Genomic DNA, 19,374 nt, shown 5'->3' on the forward strand with positions numbered 1-19,374 from the left:
GAATTCGACCCCCGGTGCGCCATCAGCCGGACTGACGCGGCGCGTGTGCGACGTCAGGCCCCAGGTGGCACGACATACGTGAGGAGCCGCTGACCCAGCCGGGCCCGAATGTCGGCCGGGTCAGTGGCTCCGGTCACGTGGACGAGACGCCGCGCCATGCCGCAGGGGCCGTCTTCACATAGCCCTGGCTGCGTACTCTTCTCCGCTGTGGACGGGGCAGTAATACCGGTCACCGTCGATGACGGTCCACCCCAGCGACTGCAGGGCCGACCGTGACGGTGGCCCATTGGATGCCATGACAGTTCTGGTGCATCGTTCGCATTGCACTTCGGTCATCGGTGCTTCCCTCGCTCTGCTGCATATTGGGGCCAGCAGGCGTCCACGTCGACACCGTTTGCCTTGGGTATCCGGTTGATCAGACGGGATCCCCGGTCGGCAAAGACTGACCGCAATTGTCGTTACTCCTCGTCGTTGGCCCGACGACGAAATTGGAAGGCGTGCGCCACCCGAACGGTCGCTCACCCGCTCCGAGGACCCCGCAGTCAACATGAGTGCAACAGCTAGCAACTGTAAAGGGGACCACCCCGTAAGTCTAGGGTTATTCAAACTACATGTCTTGTGAATCACTTAAACAGTAGATTTCACCCAGGCGAACTGCCTTGATGCATACCTCTAGTACTAGCTAGGATGATCCCAGCAACATACGGTATGGGATGGCTGGGGAGGGCTACGCGTTGGTCGCCACGCGCTGCGGCGTTGACCGTTATCGCCCAGTTATAGGCGGCCAGACCCCCGACGGCCGTAGTCGGCCATCGCATCAATTTGCTGGTAACGCAAAAGCGGCGTGGCCCGGATGGACCACGCCGCTTTCAGACAACTCGAAGGTGCTACAGCAAACCGAGCAGTTGCAGGTCGGTGACGTACTTGACGATCACCGTCGCGGTGACATGCGGGATGTCGTTGTCGGAACCGACTTTCGCTTCCCGCACCGCGGCGCGGAACCGATCCGTCGATGCGAAGGCACCCCGGGCGGGCTCGGCGGGCTGCAGGTTCTTCGGATCCCGCAGCAGCAACGTCAACATCTGCAGCACCGAGTTCTGCCGCTGCCGTTCCGGCAGGCCGCGCAGGCCGGTCTCGAAGCGCTGCAGCCACTCGCCGAAGTCGCCGACGCGCTCGATCGGATAGCCGGCCTCGATCAGCCAGTCGACGTACTCGTCGAGCCCGATGCCGTCGTCGTGCGGGTTCATCACGTGGTACGTCTCGAACCCGTCCATCACTTGGGCGCCCAGTTTGGCGATCGCCTCGGCGACGAACTCGACGGGCAGGCCGTCGAAGTGCGCGCTCTGCCGGTTGCCGTCGGCGTCCAGCTGGTAGAAGGACTTCGGCGCGGTGCCGGTGGCCACGATGCTCAGGATCATCCGGGTGAAGATGTCCGCCACGTTGAGCTGGCCGGCGTAGCTGGTGTCGGCCAGGATCATGTCGGAGCGGAACACCGACACCGGCAGCCCGCACAGGTCGTTGGCTTCGCGCAGCAGAACCTCGCCCGCCCACTTGCTGTTGCCGTATCCGTTGGCGTAGCCGCCGTCGATCACACGTCTGGCGCTGATCACCCGGATGTCGGCGTCCTCGGTGAACTCCGACGGCTCGATCTGGCGGCCCACGTCGGACGTCGACACGTACGCGTACGGCTTCTTCTTTGTGGTGAGCGCCAACCGGATCAGCTCCGCGGTGCCCCCGACATTGGGGGTGAAGAGCTCGTTGTAGGGCAGGACACCGTTGACGACGGCCGCGGAGTCGACGATCAGGTCGACCGTGTCGGCCAGCCGCTGCCACGTCTCCTTGTCCAGGCCGAGGTTGGCCTGACCCTTGTCGCCGGCGACGACCTGCAGGTGCTCCTCGGCGAGTTCCTGGAAGTGCCGCAGCAGTTCGGGGTCACCGCTGTTGAAGGTCTTCTCCAGGCGCCGGTAGGCGTCCTCGTCGGACTTGGCCCGCACCAGGCAGATCAGCTTGCCGTCAACCTGTTCCAGCTGTTCGAGCCATTCCAGCGCCAGGTAGCGACCCAGGAAACCGGTCGCCCCGGTCAGCAGGACCGTCCGGATCTCGGCACTCGGACCGGGCAACGTCGGCGCGTTCGACAACGTCGTCGCGTCGATGAACTTGTCCAGGGTGAGGTCGCGAGCGAACACCTCCTTGGCGTCGGCGCCGTGCACCGCCGCAAAGCCGGGCCCCGCGGCGCCCTCGGTGTCGGCACCGCTGGTGATCCGGTGGGCCAGGGAGCGCACCGACTGCGAGTCGAACAGGGTGCGCACCGACAGGGCGCCGTCGACGGCGGTGTTGATCTCGGCGATCACCCGCATCGCGGACAACGAATCGCCGCCCAGCTCGAAGAAGGAGTCCTCGACCGAGACCCGCTCCATGCCGAGGACGCGGGCGAAGATGTCGGCCACGATCTCCTCGGTCGGGTCGGACGGCGCCACGTACTCGCCGCCGCGCTTCTGGTACTCCGGCGCGGGCAGGGCGCGCTTGTCCAGCTTGCCGTTGACGGTCAACGGCAGCGCGTCCAGCACCACCACCGCGGCCGGCACCATGTAGGCCGGCAGCCGGTCGGCCAGCTGAATGCGGATCCCCACCGGGTCGGCGGTTCCGGTGATGTAGCCGACCAGCCGCTTGTCGCCGGGGCGGTCCTCGCGGGCGATCACCGCGGCCTGCTCGACGCCGTCCAGGGCGGCCAGGGCCGCCTGCACTTCACCGAGCTCGATGCGGTAGCCGCGCAGCTTGACCTGCTCGTCGGCGCGCCCGAGGTACTCGAGCTGGCCGTCGCGGCCCCACCGGACCAGGTCGCCGGTGCGGTACATCCGCGAGCCCGGGGCGCCGAACGGGCAGGCGACGAAGCGCCCCGCCGTCAGGGCCGGGCGGCGCGAATACCCCGCGGCCACACCGTGACCCGCGATGTACAACTCGCCGACGACACCCTCGGGCGCCGGGCGCAGCCACCGGTCCAGCACGAACAACGCGGCCCGCGGCACCGGCGAACCGATCGGTGCCGATCCCGTTCCGCTCTTCAGCGGCGCGCTCATGGCCGCGTACACCGTGGCCTCGGTCGGGCCGTAGGCGTTGATCATCACCCGTCCGGGCGCCCATCGCTCGACAACCTCGACCGGGCAGGCTTCGCCGGCCACCACCAACGCCGTCGACTCCAGACCCTCCGGCGAGAGCATGGCCCACCGCCGACGGGGTCTGACTCAACACGGTGACCTGTTCGGAGACCAGCAGCGCGTGCAGGTCGTCGGGCGACGCCGCGACCGACTCGGGCACCACCACGAGGCGGCCGCCGTGCAGCAGCGCGCCCCAGATCTCGTGCACCGACACGTCGAACACCAGTGAGTGCCACTGCGCCCACACCCCCGCCTTCGGCAGGTCCGCGTGCAGCGTCTCCACCAGCTGTGCGACGTTCTGGTGGGTGACCGCCACGCCCTTGGGCACACCGGTGGTTCCCGACGTGTAGATGACGTAGGCGATGTTGTCCGCCGACGGTGCCGGCAGCGCCGTGCTGGGCTGGGTGGCCAGCGCCGGGTCTTCGACATCGATGACCGTCGGACCGCAGCCCGCCACGCGCTCCCGCAGCGCCGCGGTGGTGACCACGGCGACCGGCTCGGCGTCGTTGAGCAGGAACTCGATCCGGGCGGCCGGCAGCGCCGGGTCGATCGGCAGGTACGCCGCCCCGGTCTTCAGCACCGCGAGGATCGAGATGATCGCGTCGGCCGACCGCGAGAACAGCAGCGCGACCAACTCGCCCGGGCCGGCGCCCTCTTCGGTCAGCAGGTGCGCCAGCCGGTTGGCGGCCTCGTCGAGTTCCCGATACGTCATCGAGCGGCCGTCGAAGGTGAGCGCCGCCGCGTCCGGGATCCGGGCCACCTGCGCGGCGAACATGGCCGGGATCGACGTGCGGGTCGCCGGCTGGCTCAACACGGCGCGGTTGCCCCGCTCGTCGAGCCACGCGTGCTCTTCCTCGTCGACGACGTCCAGCGACATCAGCCGTCGGGTGGGGTCGGCCGTCATCTCCGACAGCACCCGCTGGAACCTTTCGGTCAGCTTCTCGATGCCCCTCGCGTCGAACACGTCGGTGTCGAATTCGACCCGCAGGCCGAGTTCGCGGCCCGGGAGCGCCATCACCGACAGCGGGTAGTGGTTGTACTCGCGGTTGGTGACGTCGGTGATGGCCAATTCGTGGAAGCCCAGCGGCACGCTGGTGTCGATCGGGTAGTTCTCGTACAGGAACAAGGTGTCGAACAGCGCGTCGTGACCCGTCAGGTGGTGGATGTCGCTCAGCGCCAGGTGCTCGTGTTCCAGCGTGTCGTTGTGGTGTTGCTGCAGCTGCTCCAGCACGTCGGCGACGGTGGTCTCGGAGGTGATGCTGGCCCGCACCGGCACGGTGTTGATCAGCAGGCCCACCATGGACTCGGCGCCGATCAGGTCGGCCGGCCGGCCCGATACCGCGGTACCGAAGGCCACGTCATGCTGGCCGGTGAGCCGCATCAGCAGCTGCGCCCAGGCGGCCTGCAGCACGGTGTTGACGGTGGTGTGGCACGTGCGGGCCAACTCGCCCAGGGCGCGTGTGGTCTCCGCGGACAGCCGGTAGGACTCCACCGCCCGCCGGCCCAGCCGCATCCGGCCGGCCGGGCCCACCAGGGTGGGGTTGTCGAATCCGTCCAGCACCTGGCGCCACGCCGCTTGTGCGGCGGTGCGGTCCTGGCCGGCCAGCCAGGTCAGGTAGCTGCGGTAGGTCGCCGGAGCCGGCAACTGGTCGCCGTAGTAGATGGCGAGGATCTCGCGCAGCAGAATCGGCAGCGACCAGCCATCCATCACGATGTGGTGGTTGGTGAGCACGAACCGGTACCTCTTGTCCGCGGTGCGGATCAGCGCCGCCCGGAACGCCGGACGGTTGGCCAGGTCGCTCACCGCGGCACGTTCGGCGGCGCAGAGCTCCTCCACCCGTTGCTCGGGGTCGAGATCCTCGGCGCCCAGCTGGATGTACCGCCACGCCATGACCGGATCGGCCGGGATGACCTGGACGGGCTCACCGAACTGCGGGCAGAACCGGGCCGCCAGGTTGGGGTGACGGTTGACCACCGTGTGGACGGCGTCGTGCAGCCGATGCGAGTCCAGCTCACCGGTCACCGTGATGCCCAGCTGCACCGCATAGACGTCGTCGCCCGGGTCCTGCGCGAAGCTGGCGTGGAACAACAGCCCCTGCTGCAGCGGGGTCAGCGGCAGGATGTCGGCGATCTGGTGCTGCTTGCCCAGCTCGTCGATCTGCCGCTGGTTCAGCCGTGCGGGCGCGATGTCGGACGGGGTCAACCCGCCGCCGCCGGCCTGCACGTGGGCGCAGATACCGGTCAGCGCCTCGAACCACAGCTGGCTCAGCCGGCTGATCTGCTCGCGGTCCATCGCGGAGGCGGCCCACGTCCAGTTGGCGTGCAGGTGGGGGCCTTCCTCGGTGTCCATGGTGCCGGCGTTGAGGTCGACGGTGTGCATTAGCGGCATCGCCACGGCCGCGGCCGCGCCGCTCAGCGACAGACTGTCGGGGCTCAACCGCCACAGTTCGCCGGGCAGGTCGGCGGCGGCACCCAGCCGTCCCAGGTAGTTGAATCCGATCACCGGGTCGGATCCACCCAGGTCGATGTCGGGGTTCAGGTAGCGCAGCAGGCCGTAGGTCAGGCCGTCCGGCAGGGCGCGCAGCTGCTCCTTGGTGGCCTTGACCACCGCGCCCAGCGCGTCGTCGCCGGCGACCACGTTCGCCCAGTCCAGGCCGTCGACGGTCAGCGACACCGGGTATTTGGTGGTGAACCAGCCCACGGTGCGGGACAGGTCGACGTGCGGGCCCAGCTCCTCCTGGCGACCGTGGCCCTCGACGTCGATGCCGATCGGCGTGCCGCTACCCAGGAACTGCGTCCAGGCCATCCCGAACGCGATCAACAGGATGTCCTGCACCCCGGCGTGGAACGCCGCGGGCACCTCACTCAGCAGCAGCCGGGTTGTCTCGACGTCCAACGACACCGACAACTGCTCGGCGGTCTGGTAGGTGTCCTCCTCCGGACGCACCGCCGGCAGCAGGGCCGGGGTTGCCACCACCTCGCGCCAGGCGTCGGCCTGCTCGACCACCGCCGGGCTCTGCGCGTGCTCGGCCAGCAGTGCCGACCAGCGGGCGAACGAGGTGCCGCCCACGGGCAGCGCCACCGGCTGGCCGCTGTGGTGCTGCGCCCACGCGATGTTGAGGTCCTCGATCAGGGTCCGCCACGACACGCCGTCGACGGCCACGTGGTGGATGATCAACGCCAATTGGCTTGTCGCGCTTGCCCAGACGGCGCTCACCATCACACCGGCGCCCGGGTTCAGCCGCGACCGGGCCGCCACCAGGGTCGCGTCGGACAGCTCGTCGACCGACTGCAGGCAGTCGCCGGCCTGCACGGTGCCCGGTTCGGGCGCGGTCAGCGACCAGCCGCCGTTGCCGTCGTCCTCCACGCGCAGCCGCAGCATGGGGTGCCGGTCCAGCAGGGCCTGCAGCACCACGACCACGTCGTCGGCGGTGACGCCCGCCGGTGCGGCCAGCACCATCGTCTGGTTGAAGTCGTCGATCGGACCCTGGACGGTTTGCAGCCAGCGCATGATCGGGGTGGCCAACACCGGCCCGATCCCCTCGTCGACCACGTCGTCCTGGTTGGCGCCGTCGGTGGCCACCCGCGCCAGCCGGGCGACGGTCTGTTCGACGAACACGTCGCGGGGGCGGCACACCACGCCGGCCGCCCGGGCCCGGGCCACCACCTGCATCGACAGGATGCTGTCGCCGCCGAGGTCGAAGAACGAGTCGTCCACGCCGACCCGCTCCACACCAAGCACCTGGGCGTAGATGCCGGCCAGGATCTCCTCGGTGTGGTTGCTGGGCGCACGGTATTGGCCGCCGCGCTTTTGGTATTCGGGCGCGGGCAGGGCGCGCTTGTCCAGCTTGCCGTTGACGGTCAGCGGCAGGGTCTCCAGGACGACGATCGCCGCCGGCACCATGTAGGCCGGCAGCCGCTTGCCCAGCTGGGTGCGCAGCTCGGCCGGGTCGGCGGTACCGGTGATGTAACCGACCAGCCGCTTGTCGCCGGGGCGGTCCTCGCGGGCGATCACCGCGGCCTGCTCGACGCCCTCCAGCGCGGCGAGGGTGGACTGGATCTCCCCCAGCTCGATGCGGTATCCGCGGATCTTGACCTGCTCGTCGGCGCGGCCCAGGTACTGCAGCTGCCCGTCGGCACCCCAGCGCACCAGGTCACCGGTGCGATACATCCGCGCGCCCGGCCCACCGAACGGGCAGGCCACGAAACGCGACGCGGTCAGTCCGGCCCGGCGCGCATACCCGGCGGCAACACCACGGCCGGCCACATACAGCTCACCGACCACGCCTTCCGGCGCCGGCCGCAACCACTTGTCCAGCACGAACAACGCCGCACCGGGAACCGGCGATCCGATCGGCGGTGCTCCCGAATCCCCCGTCAGCGGAGTGCTCATCGCCGCATACACGGTGGCCTCGGTCGGCCCGTAGGCGTTGATCATCACCCGCCCCGGCGCCCACCGATCGACCACCTCGGCCGGGCAGGCCTCACCGGCGACCACCAACGCCGTGGAGTCCAGACCCTCCGGCGAGAGCATCCCCACCGCCGACGGGGTCTGACTCAACACGTCGACCTTCTCAGCGACCAGCAGCGCGTGCAGCTCGTCGGGCGAACCCGCCACAGATTCCGGCACCACCACCAGCCGCCCGCCGTGCAGCAGCGCACCACAGATCTCCCACACCGATACGTCGAAGACCAGCGAGTGCCACTGCGACCAGACCTTCCCCGGGCCGGCCGGAAGATGAGCGTGCAACGTCCGCAGAAACTCGGTCACATTGCGGTGCGTGACCGCCACACCCTTGGGCGTCCCGGTGGTGCCCGAGGTGTAGATCAGGTACGCAATGTCGTCCGGCGAAGGCCCCGCCAGCGCGCCGCTCGGCTCGCCCTCGGCAGCGGCTTCCTCGACATCGATCACCGGCAGGTCGAACCCGTCCAGCCGGTTGCGCAGGCCGGCCGTGGTCACCACGGCGATCGGCGTGGCGTCACCGAGCATGAATTCCATCCGCGCAGCCGGCAGCGCCGGATCGATCGGCAGGTAGGCAGCCCCGGTCTTCAGCACCGCCAGGATCGAGATGATCGCCTCGGCCGAGCGGGAGAACAGCAACGCAACGCATTCGCCCGGGCGTGCCCCGCGCTCGGCCAACACGTTCGCCAGCCGGTTCGCCGCCTCGTCGAGCTCGCCGTAGGTGAGCGAGCGGTCCCCGAAGGTCAGCGCGACGGCCTGCGGGGCGCGCGCCACCTGGGTGGCGAACATGTCAGGGATCGACGCGGGGGCCTTGACCGGCTTGGTCAGTACCGCGCGGTTGCCCCACTCGTCGAGTCGATCGTGTTCCCCGCCATCCAGCAGATCGATCGACAACAATCGCCGTCCCGCACCGACGGTCATGACTGCTCCTCCAAGTCCACGGTCATGGCTTCCAGCACCCGCTTAAATCGCTCTACAAGCTTTTCGATCCTTGCCTCGCCAAATACGTCTGTATCGAACTCGACGCGAAGGCCTATTTCGTGGCCAGGCACGGCTTGTACCGAAAGCGGGTAGTGGTTGTATTCCCGATTCGTGAATCCAGTAATAGTTAACTCGTCCACGGCCGATAGCGCGGCAGTATCGATGGGATAGTTCTCGTACACGAACATTGTGTCGAAAATTAGGTCATGTCCCGTTACACGATGGATGTCATTCAGTGCTAAATGCTGGTAGTCCAGGGTGTTGGTGTAGGTCCGTTGCAGCTGCTCAAGCAGGTCGGCGATGGTGGTTTCGGCGCCAATAGTCGCCCGTACCGGAACGGTGTTGATCAAAAGGCCGACCATGGCCTCGGATCCGGCCAATTCGGTCGGGCGGCCCGAAACTGCTGTGCCAAACACCACATCGTGCTGGCCGGTCAACCACATCAACAGCTGCGCCCAGGCGGCCTGCAATACCGTGCTGACGGTGGTGCGGCACGAACGGGCCAGTTCGCCGAGCAGGCGGCTGGTCTCCGCAGACACGTGGAATTCGGCGACACCGCGCGGGCCAAGTCCCATGCGGCCCGTCGGGCCCACCAGCGTCGGGGTGTCGAAGCCCTCGAGCACCTCGCGCCAGGCCGCCTGAGCGGCAGCCCGATCCTGCTCGGACAGCCAGGTGATGAAGCTGCGGTACGGCACCGGCGCGGGTAGTCGCACCCCGAAATAGCTGGCGAAGATCTCTTGCAGCAGGACCGGTTTGGACCAGCCGTCGAGCACGATGTGGTGGTTGGTCAGCACGAATCGGTAGCTGTTCTCCGCCGTCCGGATCAACGTGCCCCGGAACGGCGGCTGGCCGGCCAGGTCGCAGACGGCGACGCGTTCGGCGGTGGACAACCGCTGGACCTGCTCCTCGAGGTCGCCGTCGGTGGCGTTCAGTTCGACGTATTGCCACGCCAGCGTGGGATCGGTCGTCATGACCTGCACCGGCTCGCCGAAGTCCTCGACGAAGCTGGCCACCACGTTGGGGTGTCGGGTGACGACGGTGTGCACCGCCTCGCGTAGCCGCTCCGGATCAACGGCGCCGGTGACGGAGATGTCGAGCTGCACCGCATACAGGTCTTCGGAGTCTTCGCCGCCCTGTGCGGTGCCGGTGTGGAACAGCAGCCCCTGCTGCAGCGGGGTCAGCGGCAACACGTCTGCGACCTGGTACCGCTGCTGCAGTTCGTCCAGGTCCCGCTGGCTCAGGCGGGCGGGCGTGACGTCGGACGGGGTCAGGCCGCCGCCGCCGTTGCGCACGTGCGCGCAGATGCCGGCCAGGGCGTCGAACCACAGTTCGCTGAGCCGGCTGATCTGCTTTTCGTCCAGCGCCGAGAGCGCCCACGTCCAGTTCGCCTGGAGGTGCGGACCGTCGGCGGTGTCCATGGTGCCGGCGTTGAGCTCGACCGTGTGCGGCAGCGGGAGCGCCACCGCGCCGGCCGCACCGGCCAGCGCGAAGCTGTCCGGGTCCAGCTGCCACAGATCGGCCGACAAATCGGCGGCGCCGCCGCCGAGCCGACCCAGGTAGTTGAACCCGATGACCGGATCCGCACCGTCGAGTTCGGCTTCGGTGTTCAGGTAACGCAGCAAGCCGTAGGTCAGCCCGTCGGGCAGCGCACGCAGCTGCTCCTTGGCGTCCTTGACCAGGCCGCCCAGGGCCGCGTCACCGCCGACCACCTGGCCCCAGGACAGACCACCGACCCGCAGCGACACCGGGTACTTGGCGGTGAACCAGCCGACCGTGCGCGACAGGTCCACCTGCGGGCCCAGCTCTTCGTTGCGTCCGTGGCCTTCCACGTCGATGGCGATCGGCGCGCCGGTGCCCATGAACTGGGTCCACGCCAGGCCGAACGCGATCAGCAGGATGTCCTGTACCCCGGCGTGGAACGCCGCGGGCACCTCGCCCAGCAGCAGCCGGGTTGTCTCGACGTCCAGCGACGCCGAGAACTGCCCGGCCGTCACGTAGGTGTCTTCGGGCTGCGCCTGGGGCAATACCGCCGGGACGGCGGCCACCTGCTGCCACTTCTCCAGCTGCTCGACCACCTCGGGGCGGCGCGCGTACTCGTCCAGCAGCGACGACCACCGCGCGAACGAGGTGCCGCCGACCGGCAATGCCACCGGCTGGCCGCTGTGGTGCTGCGCCCAGGCGATGTTGAGGTCCTCGATCAGGGTCCGCCACGACACACCGTCGACGGCCAGGTGATGGATGATCAACGCCAATTGGTTTGTCGCACTGGCCCATACGGAGCGCACCAGCACCCCGTCGGCGAGGTTCAGCCGCGACCGGGCGTCGACCAGCGCCGCTTCGGACAACACGTCGACCGATTCGACGCAGTCACCGGCCTGCACCGAGCCCGCCTCGGGGACCTCCAGCGACCAGCCGCCGATGCCGTCGTCCTCGACGCGCAGCCGCAACATCGCGTGCCGATCCAGCAGCGCCTGCAGCACCACCGGCACGTCGTCGAAGCTGACCTCCGCCGGCGCCGCCAGCACCATGGTCTGGTTGAACTGCTCGACCGGGCCGTCCATGTCCTGCAGCCAGCGCATGATCGGGGTGGCCACCACCGGCCCCAGCCCCTCGTCGACCACATCGTCCTCGCCGCTGGCCATCGTGGCGACCCGGGCCAGCCGGGCCACCGTCTGCTCGACGAAGACGTCCCGCGGGCGGCACACCACTCCGGCCGCCCGGGCGCGCGCCACCACCTGCATCGACAGGATGCTGTCGCCGCCGAGGTCGAAGAAGGAGTCGTCGACACCGACGCGCTCGACACCGAGCACCTGGGCGTAGACGCCGGCCAGGATCTCTTCGACGGCACTGACCGGAGCCCGATAACGCTCGGCATCCTGGTATTCGGGCGCCGGCAGCGCGCGGGTGTCCAGCTTGCCGTTGACCGTCAGCGGCAGCGCCTCGAGCACCACCACCGCCGACGGCACCATGTAGCTCGGCAACCGCTCGCCGAGCTGGGCGCGAACCTCGGCGGGGTCGGCCGTGCCCGTCACGTAGCCCACCAGGCGCTTGTCGCCGGGGCGGTCCTCGCGGGCGATCACCGCCGCGTGCTCAACCCCGGGCAGCGAGGCGAGGGCTGCCTGGATCTCGCCGAGTTCGATGCGGTAGCCGCGGATCTTGACCTGCTCGTCGGCGCGGCCCATGTACTGCAGCTGCCCGTCGGCGCCCCACCGGACCAGGTCACCGGTGCGATACATCCGCGCGCCGGGCGCCCCGTACGGGCAGGCGACGAACCGCGTGGACGACAGGCCCGGGCGACCCACATAACCGGTCGCCAGGCCGCCGCCGGCGACGTACAGCTCACCGACCACGCCGACGGGAACCTGGCGCAGCCAGCCGTCGAGCACGAAGAACGCCAGATTGGCGAGCGGCACACCGATCGGGCTGACATTGCTGTCGACGTCGCCGTCGACGATCTCCCGGAATGACGCGTGCACGGTCGTCTCGGTGATGCCGTACATATTGATCATTCGGGGCAACCCCGGGTGCCGGTGCAGCCACGTCGCCAACCGGTGCGGTTCCAGCGCCTCGCCACCGAAGACCACCGTCTGCAGCTTCAGCTGCTCACCCAACTCGGGCGCCAGCGCGTCAGCACTCTGCAACGCATAAAACGCCGACGGGGTCTGACTCAACACACTGACCTGCTCACGAACCAATAGCGCGTGCAAGTCTTCAGCGGAGCGCACGACGGCATCCGGCACGATCACCAGACGCCCGCCGTAGAGCAACGAACCGAAGACCTCCCACACCGAAAAGTCAAACGCCAGCGAGTGACATTGCGTCCACGCCTGGCCTAACCCCAGCTGAGCATCGAGTGTCTCCAGCAACAACGTCACGTTACGGTGCGGGATGGCCACGCCCTTGGGGGTGCCGGTGGTACCCGAGGTGTAGATGATGTACGCGATGTTCTCGGGTTCCGGCGCCGGCAGGGCCGTCGTCGGTTGCGTGCGCACGGCGGGGTCGTCGATGTCGACGATCAGCCCGTCGAACCCGTCCAGCCGCGGGCGCACCTCGGCGGTGGTCACCGCCGCGATCGGCGCGGCATCACCGAGCACGAACTCCAGGCGCGCCGCCGGCACCCCCGGGTCGATCGGTACATACGCCGCCCCGGTCTTGAGCACGGCGAAGATCGCGATCACCGCTTCGGCCGACCGCGGGATCACCACCGCGACCCGCTGGCCGGGCCCCGCTCCCCGCTCAATCAGCAAGTGCGCCAACCGGTTTGCCGATTCTTCGACCTCGCCGTAGGTCCATGACCGCTCGCCGCAGGTGATCGCCACCGCATCGGCGGCGCGGGCCACCTGCGCGGCGAACAACGCCGGAATCGACGCCTGCGCTTGCGCCCGCTGAGCCAGCACCGCCCGGTTACCCCAGGAGTCGAGCCGCTCACGCTCGGCGGCGTCGAGCAGATCGATCGACGAGAGCCGTTGCGCCGGGTCGGCCGTCATCGCCGCCATCACCTGGCGCAACCGCTCGATCAGCGCCTCGATGCCGGCCGCGTCGAAGACCTCGGTGTCGTACTCGACACGCAGGCTCAATTCGTGTCCGGGCGTGGCCACCACGGAGAGCGGGTAGTGGTTGAATTCGCGGCTGCTGAATTCGGTGACGGCCAACTCCTGAACACCCAGCAATGCACCGGCATCGATCGGGTAGTTCTCATACAAGAAGAGGGTGTCGAACAGCTGGTCGTGCCCGGTGGCGCGGTGAATCTCGTTGAGCGCCAAGTGTTCATGCTCAAGTGTCTCGGCGTGGACGCGTTGCAGCTGCTCCAGCAGATCGGCGACCGTGGTCGCGGCGGTGATGCTGGCCCGCACCGGCACGGTGTTGATCAACAAGCCGACCATGGCGTCCGCGCCGGCCAGTTCGGTGGGCCGGCCCGAAACGGCGGTGCCGAATGCCACGTCGTGCTGGCCGGTCAGCCAGGTCAGCAGTTGCGCCCAGGCGCCCTGCAGCACGGTGCTGACGGTGGTGCGGCTGGAGCGGGCCAATTCGCTCAGGGCGCGCGTGGTGTCCGCCGAAACCGTGTAGCTTGCGACGGCCCGGGGGCCGACTTTGCCCGGCGGCGCGACCAGCGTGGGCGTCTCGAATCCGGCGAGCGCCTCACCCCAGGCGGCTTGGGCGCCGGCCCGATCCTGAGCGGCCAGCCACATCAGGTAGCTGCGGTACGACGGGGGCGCGGGCAGCCGCTCGCCGTAGTAGCCGGCGAACACTTCGCGCATCAGGACGGGCAGCGACCAACCGTCGATGACGATGTGGTGGATGGTGAGCAGGAACCGGTGCCGATCGGGTGCGGTGCGGATCAGCGCGGCCCGGAAGGCGGGCTGGCCGGCCAGGTCGCAGACAGCGGTGCGTTCGGCCGCGGAGAGCGCCTCGAGCTGTTCGTCTTGTGGGACCGAGTCGCCGCCGGTCAAGTCGACGTAGTTCCATGCAATCACCGGCTCGGCGGAAATGATCTGCACCGGCTCACCGAATTCGTCGATGAACCGGGCCGCCAGGTTGGGATGGCGGTTGACGACGGTCTGCACCGCGTCCCGAAGCCGTTGTGGATCAAGGGAACCGCTCACGGTGATGCCGAGCTGCACCGCGTAGAGGTCTTCGAGTTCTTGCGCGAAGCTGGTGTGGAAAAGCAGGCCCTGCTGGACGGGGCTGAGCGGCAGCACGTCGGCAATCTGGTGCTGCTGGCAGAGCTCGTCGATCTGCTGCTGGTCCAGGCGGGCGGGGGCGATATCGGACGGGGTCAACCCGCCGCCACCGCTGCGCACGTGCGCGCAGATACCGGAGAGGGCCTCAAACCAGAGCTGGCTCAACCGGTTTACTTGCTCGTCGGTCAGCGCGGACGGCGCCCACCGCCAGTTGGCGTGCAGGTTCGGTCCGGCCTCGGTGTCCATGGTGCCGGCGTTGAGTTCCACGGTGTGCGCCAAGGGCATTGCCACCGCGGTGGCCACGGCCGCCGACGCCAGGCTGTCCTCGCTCACGCGCCACAAATCGTCGGAGAGATCGGCCCCGGCGGCCAACCGACCCAGGTAGTTGAACCCGATCACCGGGTCTGCGCCCAGGTCGACGTCGGTGTTCAGGTAACGCAACAGCCCGTAGGTCAGGCCGTCGGGCAGGGCGCGCAGTTGCTCCTTGGCGTCCTTGATCACCGCACCCAGCGCGGCCTCCCCCGCCACCACTTGCGACCACTTCAGCGAACCGTTAATTCGCAGCGCCGCAGGGTATTTGGTGGTGAACCAGCCCACCGTGCGGGACAGGTCCACGCGGGGCGCCACCTCTTCGTGACGGCCGTGTCCTTCGATGTCGATACCGATCGGCGCGGCCTCACCCAGGAATTCGGTGAAGGCCAGCCCGAACGCGATCAACAGAATGTCTTGCACCCCAGCGCGAAACGCCGCGGGCACCTCTCCCAACAGCAGTCGGGTCGTGTCGACGTCCAGTGAGGCCGTCAACTGCCCGGCGCTCGCATAGGTGTCCCCGGCCTGGACCGCCGGCAGCGCCGCCGGGGTGGCGGCCACCTGTCGCCACGCGTCGGCCTGCGCGGTGACCGCGGGACTCTGCGCGTACTCGGCCAACAGCGAAGACCACCGGGCAAAAGATGTTCCGGGCGCCGGCAAGGCCACCGGCTGGGCGTTGTGATGCTGGGCCCAGGCGATGTTGAGGTCTTCGATCAGCGTCCGCCACGAGACGCCGTCGACGGCCAGGTGGTGAATGACCAACGCCAATTGGTTTGTCGCACTTGCCCATACCGCGCTCAGCAGCGCGCCGTCGGCCACATTGAGCCGTCCGCGTGCCTCGATCAGCGCCGAGTCGGACAACTCGTCGACCACCCGCAGGCGGTCGCCGGCCTGTACCGAGCCGACCTCCGGCGCCTCCAGGGACCAGCCGCCGGCGCCGTCGTCCTGCACGCGCAGCCGCAACATGGGATGGCGATCCAGCAACGCCTGCAGCACCGCAGCCACATCCGCTTCGCCCACGCCGACGGGGGCCGTCAGAACCATGGTCTGGTTGAACTCGTCGATCGGGCCGTCGATGGTCTGCAGCCACCGCATGATCGGGGTGGCCACCACGGGCCCGATCCCCTCGTCGGCCGCACCGAACTCGCCGTCGCCCGCCACCTCGGCCACTCGCGCCAGGCGAGCGACCGTCTGCTCCACGAAAATGTCTCGCGGGCGGCAGATCAGGCCGGCCGCGCGGGCGCGGGACACCACCTGCATCGACAGGATGCTGTCACCGCCGAGGTCGAAGAAGGAGTCGTCGACGCCGACCCGCTCAACGCCCAGCACCTGGGCGTAGATGTCGGCCAGGATCTCCTCGATCGCGTCGGCCGGGGCCCGGTACTCGCTCGCGGCGTATTCGGGCGAGGGCAGGGCGCGCTTGTCGAGCTTGCCGTTGCCGGTCAGCGGCAAGGTGTCCAACACCATCACCGCGGTGGGGACCATGTACGGCGGAAGCTTGTCGGCCAGGGCAGCGCGCAGCGCGCCCGGGTCGGCGGTTCCGGTGATGTAGCCGACCAGCCGCTTGTCGCCGGGGCGGTCCTCGCGTGCGATCACCGCGGCCTGGTCCACTCCGTCGAGTCCGGCCAAAACGGCCTGGATCTCACCGAGTTCGATGCGGTAGCCGCGGATCTTGACCTGCTCATCGGCGCGGCCCAGGTACTGCAGCTGCCCGTCCGGGCCCCAGCACACCAGGTCGCCGGTGCGGTACATACGTGCACCCGGACCGCCAAAAGGGTTGGCAACGAACCGCGATGCGGTCAGTCCCGCCCGACGCACGTAGCCGTGCCCCACGCCGCGCCCCGCCAGGTACAACTCGCCGACCACACCGGCGGGCACCGGCTGCAGCCACTTGTCGAGCACGAACATCGCCGCGCCGGCTATCGGGGAACCGATTGGCACCACCGGCGACCCGGGCGTCAGCGGTGTGCTGATCGACGCGCAGACCGTGGTCTCGGTCGGGCCGTAGGCGTCAAGCATCACCCGTCCGGGGGCCGCCCACCGGTCGACCACGTCGGTCGGGCAGGCCTCGCCGGCCACCACCAACGCGGTGGCCTCCAGGCCCTCGGCCGGCAGCATCGCCACCGCCGACGGGGTTTGGGTCAGCACGCTGACTTTCTCCGCGACCAGCAGGTCGTGCAGATCCGCCGGAGACGACGCCACCGATTCGGGCACCACCAGCAGCCGCCTGCCGCGCAGCAGGGCACCGAAGATCTCCCACACCGAGAAGTCGAAGGCCGAGGAGTGGCATTGCGTCCACACGTTCCCCTTGGGCAACCCGGCGTCGAGCGACTCGATCAGCCACGTCACGTTGAGATGGGGAATGGCAACGCCTTTCGGGGTGCCGGTGGTTCCTGAGGTGTAGATGATGTAGGCGACGTTCTCGGGTGCCGGCAGCGGCAGGGCCGTGCTGGGCTGGTTGTCGATGGCGGGGTCGTGCACATCGATGACCAGGACGTCGTGGTCATCCAGCCGCGAGCGGAGCTCCGCTGTGGTGATCACCGCACTGGGTGCCGCGTCTTCGAGGACGAAATCCATCCGCGATGACGCGTGCGCCGGGTCGATCGGCACGTAGGCCGCCCCGGTCTTGAGCACCGCCAGCATCGAGACGATGGCGTCGGCGCAGCGGGGGAACAGCACCGCCACGCAGTCGCCGGGCCCGACTCCGCGATCGGCGAGCAGATGGCCCAACCGGTTGGACGCCTCATCGAGTTCCGCGTAGGTCAAGGAGTGGGCGCCGAACGTCACCGCGACCGCCTCGGGCGTGCTTTGCACGTGCTCGGCGAACGCCTTGGGGATCGACACCGGCGCGGGCACGGGCTCGTGCAGTGCCGGCCGGTTGCTCCACTCGTCCAGGCGGGCGGGCTCGTCGGGGGCCAAGAGGTCGATCGACGACAGCGGCCGTTCCGGGTCGGCCATCATCTCGTCGAGGATCCGCTGCAGCCGGCCGGCCAGGTCGGCCACGCCGAAGCTCGCGAACGGTTGGCCCGGGCCTGCGGTGCTGAGGAACATCTGGTCACCGGCGCCCAGGAAGAACAGACCGAAGTGCCCAACCGGGCCGTGGTTCGTGTATGTCGCCGTCGCCGGAGAGCCGGCCAGGTCCAGAGTCAGCCTCATCGGCAGGAAATTGATGCCGACCCGGTTCGGCGCTTGCCGCAGCCCGTCGCCCTCGAGGGTGTGCGCCGGGAAGCGCTGATGGCGCAGGAGCTCGCGGATTCGGGTGTCGACGTGTTTGCAGAAATCGGCGACGGTCGACTGCGGCTCCGTCGTGAGCACCAGCGGCACCACGCCGGCGAGCATCGCTGGAAGGGTTTTCGACTCCGGGCTCACCCGCCGGCTGACCGGGAAGTCGAGCGCCACCTCCGAGCCGCTACCGGACCACGCGCGCACCAGCAGTGCGCACGCGGCGGTGGTGACCGAAAACCGGCGAATGGCAAGCTTTTTGGACAGCTCTTTGATCCGGTTGGCGACCGAGGGGTCCAACTGCACCGACGCGGATGGCGAATAGTGGTCCTGCTCCCCCGCGGCGGACGGCAGGCGATCAACCGGTCCGCTCTCCGGCGGCAGGTGCTCGCTCCAATAGGCCTTGTCTTCGACGTAATCGTCGGAGGCTTCGTAGGCCGACTCGAGGTCGACCAAGTCCTGCACCGAACCGAAGTAGGCGTCGGGGATCGGCTTTCCGGCCACCATTGCGGAGTAAATGGTCGCCACCCGCCGACAAACAAGCGCCATTCCCAAGCCGTCGATGGCTATGTGGTGGCAGCAACCGAACAAATAGAATTCCTCGTGCCCTGTTTGAAATAGCACGAATTTGAACAGCTGGCCGTTCAACGCCATCGGCGTGCGCTGAATGGAGGAGGCTCGCTCGCGGGCTTCCTGCACCGGGTCCGACGCGCCCCTCAGGTCGTCGAACTCCAGCTCGATGTGCGGGTACTCGATCGGCTTCTGCACGACTTGGCCATCGACCTCGAAAACCGAGACCCTGCCCGGCTCGGCCTCGGAGACCGCCTGCGTGATTGCCTGTTCGAGGGAGTCACGATGGACGATGCCGTCGATTTTGACCAGGAGACCGAGCTGCCACTGCGTGCCGGCGAAGCCGGCTTCCTGGGACAGCCAGATGTCGAGCTGCCCCCGCGTTAACGGAAGTGCCCGAGCTTCCCTCTCCATCGACGCCCCCAAGTCTTCGCCACCCGCCCCGTACCCCGACTCGTTACTGGTCAAAACCCCGACCCGTTGCGAGCTTGTCGCGCAGGCTCTTTGGCCGAATGTCGGGCCAATGCTGCTCGATGTACTCCAAGCACGCAGCTCGGTCGGCTTCCCCGTGGACCACTCGCCAGCCAGCTGGAACATCGGCGAAGGCAGGCCACAAGCTGTGTTGCTCCTCGTCGTTCACCAGGACGAAAAAGCTGCCGTTGTCGTCGTCGAAGGGATTGATGCTCACAATTCTCCAGGATGCGTAGTCGACATGAGTGGAACAGGTCCAAACCATAGTTGAGCCCTAGATCGCTCGTCCGAGATTTGGACAAAGTTACTGGTGACCCAGAAGGCGTTGACGCCGTCCAGTGATGGTGTGCGCGGGGCCCCGATGCCCCGAGAATTCCGTGCAGTGACCTGCGTCAATGGCGTTGGCTGCGAGATATCCGCTATTGGGGCAGGCACGTCCTTCAGGCCGATGAAGTTATTGTGCTTAGCGCCCTTGAGCTTAGCCGAAGTCGTAGGGGGCGGGAAATTCACCCAGACGCGAAAC

General features: G+C 68.4%; 2 protein-coding genes and 1 pseudogene. All 3 read right to left on the minus strand.

The genetic code is table 11. The features are described from left to right. Positions 1-887 precede the first annotated feature (887 nt). Positions 888-8,538 (minus strand): annotated as a pseudogene (locus ACIUM1_RS03640) (amino acid adenylation domain-containing protein). Then, complete coding sequence (locus ACIUM1_RS03645; protein WP_406815926.1) at positions 8,535-18,794, minus strand: amino acid adenylation domain-containing protein; 10,260 nt, start codon at positions 18,792-18,794, stop codon at positions 8,535-8,537. Before ACIUM1_RS03645 ends, ACIUM1_RS03640 begins: the two are co-directional and overlap by 4 nt. Positions 18,795-18,837: 43 nt before the next feature. Further along, positions 18,838-19,068 (minus strand): MbtH family protein, encoded by a 231-nt coding sequence (locus ACIUM1_RS03650; protein WP_003877688.1) that lies wholly within the window; start codon positions 19,066-19,068, stop codon positions 18,838-18,840. Between the last annotated feature and the right edge of the window lie 306 nt (positions 19,069-19,374).

This window comes from Mycobacterium sp. M23085 (genome assembly GCF_045343915.1).
GTDB lineage: Bacteria > Actinomycetota > Actinomycetes > Mycobacteriales > Mycobacteriaceae > Mycobacterium.

Excerpts from the sequence above, each read along its gene's own strand:
- ACIUM1_RS03645 (WP_406815926.1), bottom strand. The coding sequence starts at position 18,794 with ATGGAGAGGGAAGCTCGGGCACTTCCGTTAACGCGGGGGCAGCTCGAC.